This is a genomic window from Brucella sp. NBRC 12950, assembly GCF_030268145.1.
GTDB lineage: Bacteria > Pseudomonadota > Alphaproteobacteria > Rhizobiales > Rhizobiaceae > Brucella.
This window is the reverse complement of sequence record NZ_BSQC01000007.1, coordinates 126,764-139,382: the sequence shown is the minus strand read 5'-3', so window position 1 is coordinate 139,382 and position 12,619 is coordinate 126,764. Positions and strand designations below refer to the sequence as shown.

Sequence of the window (12,619 nt, the reverse complement as noted above, 5' to 3'; positions counted from 1 at the left end):
CTTGAATAAGCTGGTTACTTGGAAGCGACCGTTTTGACCAACGCATGCACGCTGTCGGCATCGAACTTCGGCTCAACCTTGATCTCGCCGGAGACAATCTTGGCCTGAAGATCTTCGATCTCCTTCCACACATTGTCCGGAATGTTTTTGGTCTTCAAAAGACGCAAGCTACCGTCATCCAGTTTGATATTATAGTTGTGGCTCCCATATTTGCCGCCTTTGAGATCCTCGATCATGGCCGCATAAACGGGCTGCAAATCCCAGATGACGGAGGACAGAAGAAAGCCCTTGTCGATCGAACTCTTGTCGCCGATGACGTCGATGAAATAGGCCTTGCCACCATCCGTGGCCGGCGTTGTCTCGACGGCTTGCAGCATGCCAAAGCTGGAACCGTTGCCCTGTCCAAAGATAACATCAGCGCCGGAAGCAATGACGGTTTCGGTCACGCGCTTGCCACCTGCGGCATCGGCATAGGCAGCTGGTCCGATGACGGCATAACGAACTTCAACCGCTGGGTTTTCAGCCTTCACACCCTGCGCGAAAGCAACCGACATGTTGTTCCACGATGGCGGCTCACCCGAAACGACGATACCGACGATCTTCGTACGGCTGACTTTGGCGGCGAGACGACCGGCGAGATAAGCACCATCGCTGCCAGCGGCGGTGTAATCGGCAACCTTGCCTGCGGAAAGCTTATCTGGGCTATCGACAATCGCGACAGGAATCTTCATTTCCTCGCCGATTTCCGGAGCGGCGGTGTTGTAGCCAGAGGCATGCGCGATCAGCAAGCCAGCGCCATCTTCAGCGAGTTCGCGTAGCGTTGGACGCACATCGCCATAGCCGAGGTTTTCCGCAACCACGACCTTGATACCGGCAGCCTCGCCCGCGGCCTTTGCCGCTGCAACGCCTTGCTGGTTCCAGCCCATGTCAGTTCCCATTTCCGGGGCCAGAATAGCAATTGATTTGATATCTTCCGCCAATGCAGCATTGGCCATCCAACCACTTACTGCAAGAGCAAGCACAGTTTTACTTACTGCACTGATTCCCATTTTTTTCATTATATCGTTCCCTATTGTAGATTTTTGTTGACTATTTTTTACCTCCCGGTTGAACTCTTCAGTACAAATGGGAGCAATGTTTGCAAATGCGAATTCACCTTACCTTTCTTGCTACGGCATTTCTTAGTTTGAATTCAGCTAATTCTGCTATCAGTGAACCAAATCTCGACATTACCGTCGAGAACAGTGGTAAGACTTCACTGGTTTGCTCGGCCGCTTTCGCGCACTGGTTCTCTGCTGATCTCGGTGAAGTTAAGCCTGGAGCAAGCCGCTCATTCAGTTTTGGCGTCGATGTGAAGACGGGCAATGTCTTCCAGTTGAATTCGGTAGGTGACAAAATGGCCGTGCAGCGCATCTGGTGCGGGCACAAGGGTGATGACTGGTCAACACGCGCCGAAATACCCATGGAGCGTCGCGCAGGCGTTACACCGAAAGCTGTGCATCTGGTCTGCGAGGCGGGCGTCAATGCGACCCGATGCGCCGCCCCATAGCGTCGCTCGAACAAGCCCTGGATTGGGCGAATTGCCAATCTGTTACAGCCCTGCATCTGACCCCTCCATTTGGAACGAAGCGGGTCGCAAACGCAGATCACCGAAAGATCTCTGCTGCCCATGAACCTCACCCCGATTGACAGTGCGAGAATACGATAGCATGATCATACCGTAATACAATATTGAAAATCGAGTAACGGTGAATTTGCAGAAATCCTTGTATCCATTTGGGTATAAAGGACAATTTCAGAAACGCCGGCAGTCCAGCAATTACAAGAGAGAGAAAATGCACACAGCAATTGTTACCGGGGCGAGCCGCGGGTTGGGGAAAGCTTTCGCGATCGGACTAGCAAAAGACGGATTTGCACTTAGTCTTTGCGCCCGCGATGCGGCTGCTCTTGAAGAGACAGCGGAGGCTGCTCGCGCCTGTGGCGCGCCGGAAGTCGTCGTCATTGCCGCCGATCTTTCGCAGCCTGGTGCAGCAGAAAAAGTCGTTGCAGATACTCTCGCCGTCTCTGGTCGGATCGATGCGCTTATCAACAACGCGGGCGCAACGAAACGCGCCGACTTCCTGTCGCTTACAGACGATGACTTTCTCGAAGGCTTTGCGCTGAAGTTTCATGCCACTGTGCGCTTTTGTCGAGCCGCATGGCCTTCGCTAGTCGAAAGCAAAGGCAGCATCGTGAATATATCGGGCGTTGGCGCACATACGCCAGAACCCGATTTCGCAATTGGCGGTTCGGTCAATTCGGCACTTATCAACTTTACAAAGGCGATTGCAAAGCGCGCCCAAGGCACCGGGATGCGGATCAATACACTTTGCCCCGGACATATCGTGACTGACCGGCTGCTGCGTCGAATTGAGACGCTGGCAAAGGAACGTAATATCCCTGTGGATGCGGCGCGTGATGCGCTACGCGAAGCCCAAGGAATCCAGCGCTACGGAGAAGCAGAAGAAGTTGCCGACGTTGTGCGCTTCCTGTGCAGCCCAGCCGCCAGCTATGTGCACGGCACTGTCATCAATGTCGATGGTGGAGCGACGCCGGGAATATGACCCCGGCGTCAAACTTTCGGTTTAAGAAGCGCTGGCCTCCTCGGCCAATCGCTCACGCAGAATGGCGATTGCGACTTTTCCCGCATTCATGACGTGATAGGCCGCGGCTTTGCGGGCTTGTTTGCCGCGCCTTGCTGCAAGATGCCCAACGACCTCTTCCAGCTCGGTAAGGCTTTCGCGCGTTCTGCCCGGTGCGCCGAGCGACGTTGCGCGCAGAACCATGACACGGGCGTTTAGCGAAGACAGCGTATGCCCCAGCGCCTCATTGTGCGCCCCATAGATCAGGCATTCATAGAAGGCGTTTTTCGCCGTCAGCCGCTCCAGAGGATCAGTGATCTTGTCGCTATTCTTCAGTATTTCGAATGCTGCCTTTAGGGCAGCGATGTCATCATCTGTCGCATTTTGGGCGAACAGCTCACAGGCGAGACCTTCAAGTTCGACACGAACCTGATAGATACCCTCGGCCTGTTCGGGCTTCAGCCTTGCAACGATGGGACCGCGATGCGGCACCACTTCCACTAGGCCTTCACTTTCGAGCTGGCGTAGCGCTTCGCGCACAGCTGTGCGGCTCACGCCGGTCATTTCGCACAAATCACGTTCCGTGATACGCTGCCCGGCGGTGAAATATCCAATCGCAATAGAATTACGGATACTTTCCGTAACGCTATGACGAACAGGCGCGGCAGCCTTTATCACTTTGAAATCAATAGGTGGGGTTTTTCCGTTCATTAATATCGCCATAAGTTTGTGCCCCCATAAGCGAAAAGCGGGCATATTACCGTATTACTATACGATAACTGCACTTTTTGAAAGCATGCCACTATGCGCTCTGCCCATTTTAGGTGCACAACGTTACGCGGATGCCTCTTCAATCACCGACATTGCCGCAGATACGCCTGCGCCAATGTCGATATTGGGAGCCCCTGCGGCTTTGAGACCGCCTGCAATTGCTGCAACCGAAACCAGCGAATAGGTCGGCCGTGCCGTTGGCCCCATATGTCCGATACGGATTAGCTTGCCGAGCGTTTCACCACGCCCGGAAGAAAAGACGACACCGTAACGCTCTCGGATCGCCGACCGCAGTTTGGCTTCATCCACTCCTTCCGGGATGGCCACAGCCGTACAGGTCGGCGACGCAATTTCTTCCCGTGCGGCCCATAGTTTCAGACCGGCGGCTTGAATGCCTGCCCGGCATGCTTTTGCGGTCCATGCGTGACGCGCCCATACCGCCCGTTCGCCCTCTTCCAGATAAAGGTCAAGCGCCGCATCCAGCGCGTTGATTTCGGAAACAGATGGCGTGAACGGAAATGGCATATGTGCTTCATGAGCACGTTTCCAATCAATGATCGACAGGATGGAAGCCGTCGGCGCATTGGGATTGGCGGCGATTTTCTCCCAGGCAGCGTCGCTGACATGTAGGAGAGTCAATCCTGGCGGGCAGCCAAGACATTTGTTAGGGCCAGTCACGAACACATCTGCATGCGCAGTTTCAGGCAACACGTCCATGCCGCCGAAGGCCGACACGGAATCAACAATGAACAATTTACCAGCGGCCTGAACAACGGCTCCGATTTCCGCAACGGGATTGACTGTACCAGATGGCGTATCGTGGTGGCAGATCGCCACAATCGCCACATCAGGGCGCTTTTTGAGGAAATCAGCCACCAATTCAGCGCTCAGCACCTCATTATAAGGCACTTCGAGATCGACCACTTCCTTTGCATAACGCGCAGCCCAGGCGCCGAAGCCTTTTCCATAAACGCCCGAAACGAGATTGAGTACAACATCATTTCTTGCAATCAATGAGGCGGCTGCCGCTTCCAGCCCCAAAACAGGCTCTCCATGCAGAATAACCGGCGGTGTTTTGGTATGAAATACGCGCTGCACCTTTGCATTCACAGCCTCGTAGAATGCAAGAAACGCCGGGTCATAATCATAGAGAACAGGACGCGACAAGGCTCGCAGCACAGCCGGATAGGCATCGACTGGACCAGTGGTCAGCGTAAAAATCGGATCAACAATTTTTCCTGCATTCATTTCGGTCTCCCTTAATTATAATTTATTTTGATGCGCTAGTTGGCTCGCGCCAAATTGAGAAATGATGTTGCGTCGATTGCGTCCTCTATCCCTTCAAGAGTAGCGATCAATGCCCCCGCGTCGATTTCGATCCCGCGCCAGTCAATCTGCGTTCTGAATTTCTGCACCAGTTCGGCGTTGCTCATCGGATGAGCAAGTCCACCTTTGGCGCCGTCGATCTTGCACACCAATTTGCGCCCATCTTGCAAGAGAACGCTAACCTCCACCGCCTCAAAGGAGAACGACGGATCATCGACAAAAGCCAGCTTTTTGCCCAGCGCCTTCAGTTCAGGATCGGCTACGGCAGCATCGGAGAACGCCCACAGATCTGCTTTTCCCCACAACAAGCTGACGGCAACAGCATGTTGGGCGCTGACCTGCGCCAGCCTGCCAGTGGTAACGTGGGGCCTATCCGTACGCTGGCGCAACAGCGGATTTCCAGTCAGGATCACAGCAGCAATCGTATCAGCCCGCAGGCCACCTTCACCGTGCAATTTAAGGCAGGCTTCAATCACCGGATTGAGGACAACACCGCACGGATAGGGCTTGAACGTATTCTTCAAGATTTCCCAATCGCCACCAAGTCCGCCGATCAGTGCTTCATAATCGGGGGCATCAGAATGCAGGGCCAGAAAGCCACGCGCTCCCTCTAGTGGCTCAGCCGGGCCCGTATAGCCATCAGATGCCAGCAAAGCGGACATGAGGCCTGATCGTGCCGCCTGCCCCACTGAAAGGCTTTTGGACATCGTACCCAAGGTCTCGACGGAACCGGAAGCCTGCGCCAGAGCATGACCCAAAGCATCGACGAGTTGCGACGCAGAAAGCCCCAACAGTCGACCCGCCGCCAATGCTGCGCCAAAGGTCCCTGTGGTGGAGGTGATGTGCCAGCCGCGTGCGTAATGAACCGGGTACAGCGCATTGCCCAACCGGCATGTGACTTCCGTGCCAAGCACGAAGGCTTCTATCAACGCGGTGCCCGATACTGGACGCCCCTCCCCAGCCATCGCTTCTGCCAGCGCCAAGACAGCCGGCGCAACCGGTGCCGAGGGATGAATGACCGTCGGCACATGGGTATCGTCAAAATCAAAAATATTGGAGGACGCAGCATTGATATAGGCAGCCCAGAGTACATCGGCGCGTTCGGAGCGCCCAATGATGCTTGCTTTTGCGGGACCTGAGAAAGCTGGCAGCAATGCCACCAGCTTTTTTATCGCAGCTTCATTCGAACCGCCTATGGCGGTGCCGACTATATTGAGCAAGGAGCGTCGTCCTGCAACGAGCACTGCTTCAGGCAAAGCATGCGTCGCATGGACAAACTCCGCCAGAGTGAGGCTTAAACCCTTCATGTCACCTGCCAGCAGCTTTGCCGCGCACCTCGGCGCCCGCCCATTTTTCAAGCGGGCGAATAATTGCGGTCATGTCGGCATCCGCTCCAAGCTCGGCCTTGGTGATCGAGAAGAGCATACGCACCGCGTTGCCGACCATCATAGGCACACCGAGCCGTTCAGCTTCTTCAAGGCACAAACGAATATCCTTAAGCGACAACCCGATTGCAAAGCCAAAATCAAACCCGCCTGGCAGCACGAAGCGGGGGAGTTTATCTGCGCTGGCGGAAGTGCGGCCCGAACCGGCATTGAGGACTTCAATCATCACATCGGCATCAAGACCGGCCTTGGCGCCCATCACCATGGCTTCGGAGGTAATCGCAAGTGCGGCAGCAGAGCAGATATTGTTGATCAGCTTCATCACCTGCGCCTTGCCTGGTTCCTCGGCGACGCGGATCACCTTACCAAGCGCGAGCAGCATCGGCTCGACGACAGAAAAATGCGGCGAAGGACCTGCGGCCATCAGCGCAAGCGTTCCTTTCTTGGCGCCTGCGACGCCGCCAGAAACTGGGCTATCGATCAGAGCGATTTGCGCGGCCGACAATATTTCTTCCAGATCCATTTCCGCCTTCGGTCCGGTGGTCGACAGATCTACAACGCGCTTAACGACACCGGGATTGGCAGCAATGCTGCGACCAACGGCAATCACTACTTCAGGCGTCGGCAAAGAGAGGAAAATCGTCTCTGTGCGTGCGGTTAATTCGCCGATCGTGTCAGCTGCTTGCGCTCCTACGGCAATCAAAGCGGCTACGGCCGCTTCGGCGCGGTCATTCACGGCAAGGCTGTAACCTGCGCTGATGATACGCTCCGCCATCGGGCGTCCCATATTGCCAAGGCCGACAAAACCGACTTCGCTCATTCCACTCTCCTTTTATTGCGGTCAGCACTTATGCAAACGACCAGCCATTATCTACCGGTATTGCCGCACCGTTAACTCCTTCGCTGGCAGCGCCACAAAGGAACAGCGCCAAAGCAGTCACCGTCTCCATCGGAATAAATTTTCCACCCGGTTGACGGGTTGAAAGAAAAAGTCGCGTCGCTTCATCGGTGGTGATGCCTTTTTCCGAAGCCAGCACTTTGATGCGGTTAAGTGCGGAATCGGTTGCCATAAGTCCGGGGCAGATCGCGTTGCAGGTGATCGATGTGGAAGCCAGTTCAAGCGCCACTGTCCGCGTCAGGCCGATCATCGCATGTTTGGTGGTGACATAATCCGCGCGACCCGCGAGTGCGATGAGACTGTAAACTGAGGCCATATTGATGATCCGACCCCACCCCTGCGCCTGCATACCGGGCAGGCAGTTACGAATTAGCCGGAAGGGTGTCGAGAGATTAACCTCGAGTGCCTTGTCCCAATCGGAGTCAGCCAGCGCCTCGACTGGCGACATCTTGCGAAGAACCGCATTGTTGATCAGAATATCAATACCGCCCAACTGGTCACGGGCAGTTGCTGCAAGATGATCGACTGCCCCGACCTTAGAAAGATCCACCACCAACGAGCCAACTGTCTGTCCTGTTTCCCGGCTCAATGCGCTTGCGGCATCGCTTACTTCGGGCTGAATATCGGTGAGGAAAATGTGATCACCAGCCTTCGCAAAGCTACGGGCCAGTTCCAGACCTAAGCCGAGAGCCGAACCGGTGATTAGAACACGACGTCGTGTTGCAAACGTCATCGCGCCAGCTCCGCCCAAGTCAAACGCGGTGCAACATCAAGGCGGACAACAATGCCTTCCAATTCCGCCGAAGGTGATGAATAGGCACGCATTACTGCGGGGTCATGGCCGGGAACAATATGATCAAGGCTCGGCGCAAGTTCGTTCAGCCGGGCATAGCCGCGGATGAGAGATGCCTCGTCATAGAGCACAGGAAATGGATTGCGGCGCTCCATATTGGCGTAAAAATGGGTAGCATCAGAAGCAAGAACCACCCAGCCCCGGGCGGTATAGACGCGAACCACTTGCAATCCCGCACTGTGGCCAGGCACGGCATGAAGCCAGAAACCAGGCGAGAGCTCATGGTCGCCCCGGTGAAACGCTATCCTGCCCGCATAGAGGCTACGAACATAGGCCACAATGTTTTCTACATCGAAAGGAGCGCGCGCTTTCGTGTCGCACATGCAGGGGCCTGTGGCATGTCCCGCTTCATCAACTTGCAAATGAAAATGCGCAGCCGGGAAATCGCCAAGCGTTCCTGCGTGATCATAATGGAGATGCGTCAGCACAACCTGCGACACATGGTTTGCATCGACGCCAAGAAGCGCAAGGGCATCGACTGGTTTGCGTAGCAGGGTCCGGCCACGCGCATCGGCTGCATCCTGCCCAAAGCCAGTATCTATCACGAAGACCTCGTCGCTGCGCCGGGCAAGCCAGACGAAATAATCGAGATCAGCGCCCGACTCATGTGGGTCGGAAACATGAAGAAAATTGTCATTCACAGTCCGTCCGCCATGTGTGGCGTAACGCAAAGCATAAAGCTCGAAGGGCGCTATTTTCCCGTCAGTTTCGGCTATCGGTTCTGCCATGATCCTCCCGCCCCAAAGCTTATTCAACGTCGGCGCGTCAAACAATTTTATCCCAGCCTACAGTATGACCGTAATCTTGTCATACAATCTATTGACAGGTCAAGTCCGACATGTCTAACCTTGGCTCAATAAACAAGACAACTATGGGGACCAGCTGGCGCACTGCCACCTTAACGGAGACATGTATGACTCGTCCTGAATTCAAAGGTGAACAATTCGAGAAGGGGTTGAAGGTTCGGCGCGAAGTGCTTGGCGAGGCTTATGTCGCGCCTTCGCTGGCCAATGCCGACGATTTGACCGCACCGCTTCAAAAGCTCGTGACCGAATGGTGCTGGGGTGAAATTTGGACCCGTCCTGGTCTCGAGCGAAAGACACGCAGTTTTCTCAACCTCGCCATGCTGACGGCTTTGAACCGTCCGCATGAAATCAAGATTCACGTTCGCGGTGCATTGAACAATGGCGTGACCGAGAACGAAATCGTCGAGGTCATTCTTCAGGCCGCGATTTACTGCGGTGTGCCTGCCGCGCTCGACGCCATGCGCGTTGCTTCGGACGTAATCCGGCAAATGCGTGAAGAAAGGGCCGAAAGCGCCTGACTTATATAATCGGAAACGCTTCATAAAACCGGGGAACACCGGCGATTCCAATTGCAAATAGGAGGCCCAATGACACAGGGAACAGCTACAAAACCTTCCAGCACGCCGCACCGGTTGAAGACCGGCGCGCAATATAAGGAGTCCCTCAAGGACAATCGCCAGATCTGGGTTGGCGGCTCAAAACTCAACTCCGTCTATGATGAACCGGCGCTGGCCAAGGGCATCGACCTTCTGGCTTCGATGTTCGACGATCAGTTCACCGACGAACATGCCGATGCCACCACCTATTACGATGAAAAGGCAGGTGCGGTTCTTAGCCGTTCGTGGCAGATCCCACGCACGAAAGAAGACCTGGCCGCCCGCCGCCGCATGATCGAATATACCTCGCTTAAAACCGCTGGCACCTTCGGACGTCCGCCAGACCTCGCGCCCTCCATCGTGGTGGGTCTCTATGCCTATCTGCCGACATTCAAGAAAAAGAAGTCGCTTATCGACGGCATTGATCCGGACTTCGCCGAAAACATCGAACGATACATGGAATATGGTCAGAATAATAACCTGACCGCTTCGGAAAGCCTTGCTGGCCCGCAGGCAGACCGTTCATCGCCCAAGGCCTCGGAAGCCTCACTGCTGAAAGCGCGCAAGGTTACCAAAGACGGCGTCTATATATATGGTGCAAAGACGGTAGGTTCGATTGCCGCGCAGGCCAACGATATCTTTTTCACCAATCTCGGCGGCATTCAGGAAACCCCTGCGGATGCCTGCATCTGGGGTTCGGTCCCGATCGACACGCCCGGCATCAAAATGATCTCGCGTGAAATGGTTTCGCAGCCATTGTCGAGCAAGTTCGACCATCCAGTGTCGAGCCTTGGCGAAGAAGCTGACCAGTTCATCGTGTTCGATAATGTTTTCGTGCCAAAGGAACGGCTCTTCAACCTCGGCGATCCGACGGCCATGAGCTATTACGGTCCGGTCTGCGTTTTCGCGCATTGGCACGTTCTCACCCGTCTCGCCGTGAAAGCGGAACTCTTCGTCGGTGCGGGTCAGATGGTTCTCGATTATCTCGGCACTGGTAAAATTCCAGCCGTGCAAATGATGCTGGGTCAGCTGGTCGAATATGCACAGACGCTCCGTGCCTTCGTCACTGCGGCCGAAGCATTGGCAGTCCCGACCGAAGGCGACGTCATGCGGCCTGATGTCGGCATGCTGACCGCCGGTCGCCTTTATTCGATCGAAAACTATCCGAAGATCATTCATATCCTTCAGGAATTATGCGGTCAGGGACTGGTGATGCGCTTTGGCAAGAAAGCCTTCGACAATCCGGAAGTTGGCCACTTCCTGCATGAACTGCTGCCCGGACACGGCGTATCGGCCATGGTGAAAGAACAGCTGATGAATTTCATCTGGGACATGACCTCCGGCTCTCTGGCTGGCCGCGTTGCACTGTTTGAAAACGTCAACGCCACCCCGGCTCCCGCCTTGCGCGCTCGACTATACAATGAAGTCAAACGTGACGGCTATGTCGCCCAGGTGAAGAAGATCGCCGGGATCGAGTAAGCTCTGGCCACCCCGCCTGGTGCCAATCGGGCGGGGTTTTTTCTTTCGCGACATGTTGGAGATTGCGATGGATCAGTCCACGCTTATCGACCGCTTTTATAGCGCTTACACTTCGCGCGATGCCGAAGGAGCGGCTTCGCTTTATCACGCCGATGGCTGGCATGAGGAAGTCGCCATGGCAAAACGCCGCCAGGGACATTTTGCCCTCGCCGAGGGCCTAACCGGCTTCTGGCGTATGTTGCCCGATGTTGCATGGGAACGGCGCGGTTATATCCGCTCTGGCAATCAAGTTGCGGTTCCCTATCACATGACTGGCACATTCACACCGCGTGGCGACAACGTTCAACCTCGCCAGATCGCGCTTGACGGCCTGCATATATTCGAGTTCCACGATGGCCTCCTGGCGGGTACCAAAGACATGTGGGATCTCGATCTATTCAAAGCGCAGATGAGTTGAGACGATGAATGATCTGGCGAAACTCGATGGGCTCGCAATCTCCGCTCTGATCTCCGGCAACGAGATCAGCGCAAGCGAAGTCCTCGAAACCACTATCCAACGGATCGAGCGGCTCAACCCGCAACTCAATGCCGTCGTGCATCCACATTATGATCTCGCGCGAAAGCAGGTCGCCGACGGCTTGGCGCAAGGCCCGCTTTCAGGTGTTCCGATGTTGTTGAAGAACACGGGGTTCGAAGCGTCAGGTATGCTTCTGTCTAGCGGATCGGAATTGCTGCGACATGCCGTCAGCAAACGCGATTCCACCATCACCGCGCGCTACAAGGCGGCGGGTATGGTGATTGTCGGCAAATCCAATACGCCTGAATTTGCGCTGAGCTTCACAACCGAATCCGATGCCTTCGGTCCAACCCGCAATCCGTGGGACATCAGCCGAACCGCTGGCGGCTCATCCGGCGGTTCGGCCGCAGCTGTCTCAAGCGGCATGGTGCCGCTTGCCAACAGTTCGGACGGCGCAGGCTCCACGCGCTTGCCTGCAAGCCATTGCGGGCTTTTTGGTCTCAAGCCATCGCGACTGGTCAATCCGGTCGGACCCGCCGCAGCTGAAGCCATTGGTGGCATGTCGACACCACATGCCGTCACCTGGTCTGTCCGCGATAGTGCCGCCATGCTCGACGTGACAAGCGGCAGCGATCTCGGCGACCCCTGGGCCTCCCCCGCGACGCCAGGCAGCTATTTGGCGGCTCTCGACAAGACACCGCCGCGCCTCAAAGTTGCGATGATTGTCGCTTCGCCGGACGGCAGTCCTATCGAACCCGAAATGGTTGAAAGCGTGCGCTCCACGGCGCGGCTTTTAGAAGACCTCGGACACAGCGTCGAAGAGGTTGTTGATGCAGGCTATGATGCAGATGCACTCAAATCGGCGTGGCGCATCATTGTTGGCGTCAATGTGGCTTTAGGGGTTAGCGGCGGCGACGTGTCCTCGGCCAATATCGCTATGCTTGAACCCGTTAATCAGCAATGGGTCAGAGAAGCCTTAGCGTTGCCCGGCACGCGCTATTTGTGGGCCGTCAACCAGCTCCATGCCTCGTCGCGCGCCCTCGCACGCTTCTTCACCACCTATGACATCATGCTGACGCCTGCCAGCGCAGAACCCGCACCGTTGTTGGGAAAGCTTGCTGGTCAGGGCAAGAACATCGATGAATTCTACGATCTGTTCTGGTCACATTCGCCTTTCACTGCCGTTTTCAACACATCTGGCTGCCCGGCAATGTCGGTCCCACTTGGCATGAGTTCCAATGGCTTACCAATCGGCTCGCACCTGGGTGCAGCCTTTGGAAAAGACGCATTGCTTTTCGCGCTGGCTGCGGAGCTTGAACGCGCCGCTCCCTGGAGCAACCGGCGCCCATCTTTATTCGGCTGAGGAA

13 protein-coding genes are annotated in these 12,619 nt (G+C 55.7%); 6 read left to right on the top strand and 7 right to left on the bottom strand.

Annotation, left to right across the window (positions count from 1 at the left end):
- Window positions 1–14 precede the first annotated feature (14 nt).
- The gene (locus QSJ70_RS13515) at window positions 15–1,058 is read right to left on the bottom strand and encodes a putative B6 ABC transporter substrate-binding protein (RefSeq protein WP_285537073.1); all 1,044 of its coding nucleotides are present in this window, start codon (window positions 1,056–1,058) and stop codon (window positions 15–17) included.
- A gap of 86 nt (window positions 1,059–1,144) precedes the next feature.
- On the opposite strand from QSJ70_RS13515, the gene QSJ70_RS13510 reads away from it, so the two are divergent.
- Both QSJ70_RS13510 and QSJ70_RS13505 read left to right on the top strand, forming a co-directional pair.
- A complete protein-coding gene (locus QSJ70_RS13510; protein WP_215780329.1) occupies window positions 1,145–1,549 on the top strand; it encodes a hypothetical protein in 405 nt (134 codons plus the stop codon).
- Between the two features lie 286 nt (window positions 1,550–1,835).
- Entirely contained in the window at window positions 1,836–2,603 is a 768-nt protein-coding gene (locus QSJ70_RS13505; RefSeq protein WP_285537071.1) for an SDR family oxidoreductase, read from the top strand.
- A gap of 21 nt (window positions 2,604–2,624) precedes the next feature.
- On the opposite strand, the gene QSJ70_RS13500 is transcribed toward QSJ70_RS13505, so the two are convergent.
- From QSJ70_RS13500 to QSJ70_RS13475, 6 genes are all read right to left on the bottom strand, one after another.
- Window positions 2,625–3,332 (bottom strand): GntR family transcriptional regulator, encoded by a 708-nt coding sequence (locus tag QSJ70_RS13500; RefSeq protein ID WP_215780325.1) that lies wholly within the window; start codon window positions 3,330–3,332, stop codon window positions 2,625–2,627.
- Window positions 3,333–3,455: 123 nt separating this feature from the next.
- Window positions 3,456–4,640: a pyridoxamine--pyruvate transaminase gene (ppaT, locus tag QSJ70_RS13495; protein WP_285537069.1), complete on the bottom strand. Its 1,185-nt coding sequence runs from the start codon at window positions 4,638–4,640 to the stop codon at window positions 3,456–3,458.
- A gap of 35 nt (window positions 4,641–4,675) precedes the next feature.
- Window positions 4,676–6,025 carry an MmgE/PrpD family protein gene (locus QSJ70_RS13490; RefSeq protein ID WP_285537068.1) on the bottom strand — a complete coding sequence of 450 codons (1,350 nt, stop codon included), beginning with the start codon at window positions 6,023–6,025 and terminating at the stop codon, window positions 4,676–4,678.
- A 1-nt stretch (window position 6,026) separates the two neighbouring features.
- A complete protein-coding gene (locus QSJ70_RS13485) occupies window positions 6,027–6,923 on the bottom strand; it encodes an NAD(P)-dependent oxidoreductase (protein WP_285537066.1) in 897 nt (298 codons plus the stop codon).
- A gap of 28 nt (window positions 6,924–6,951) precedes the next feature.
- Window positions 6,952–7,734 (bottom strand): SDR family NAD(P)-dependent oxidoreductase, encoded by a 783-nt coding sequence (locus QSJ70_RS13480; protein WP_285537063.1) that lies wholly within the window; start codon window positions 7,732–7,734, stop codon window positions 6,952–6,954.
- Window positions 7,731–8,582, bottom strand: a complete 852-nt coding sequence (locus QSJ70_RS13475; protein ID WP_285537061.1) for an N-acyl homoserine lactonase family protein — start codon at window positions 8,580–8,582, stop codon at window positions 7,731–7,733. Before QSJ70_RS13475 ends, QSJ70_RS13480 begins: the two co-directional genes overlap by 4 nt.
- Before the next feature lie 185 nt (window positions 8,583–8,767).
- On the opposite strand from QSJ70_RS13475, the gene QSJ70_RS13470 reads away from it, so the two are divergent.
- The 4 genes from QSJ70_RS13470 (at window position 8,768) to QSJ70_RS13455 (ending at window position 12,615) form a co-directional block, all read left to right on the top strand.
- A complete protein-coding gene (locus tag QSJ70_RS13470; RefSeq protein ID WP_215780314.1) occupies window positions 8,768–9,178 on the top strand; it encodes a carboxymuconolactone decarboxylase family protein in 411 nt (136 codons plus the stop codon).
- A 69-nt stretch (window positions 9,179–9,247) separates the two neighbouring features.
- A complete protein-coding gene (locus QSJ70_RS13465) occupies window positions 9,248–10,735 on the top strand; it encodes a 4-hydroxyphenylacetate 3-hydroxylase N-terminal domain-containing protein (protein ID WP_215780312.1) in 1,488 nt (495 codons plus the stop codon).
- Between the two features lie 67 nt (window positions 10,736–10,802).
- Window positions 10,803–11,192 (top strand): nuclear transport factor 2 family protein, encoded by a 390-nt coding sequence (locus QSJ70_RS13460; RefSeq protein ID WP_215780311.1) that lies wholly within the window; start codon window positions 10,803–10,805, stop codon window positions 11,190–11,192.
- 4 nt (window positions 11,193–11,196) lie between these two features.
- On the top strand, window positions 11,197–12,615 hold the full coding sequence (locus QSJ70_RS13455; RefSeq protein WP_285537057.1) for an amidase: 1,419 nt from the start codon (window positions 11,197–11,199) through the stop codon (window positions 12,613–12,615).
- Window positions 12,616–12,619: the final 4 nt, after the last annotated feature.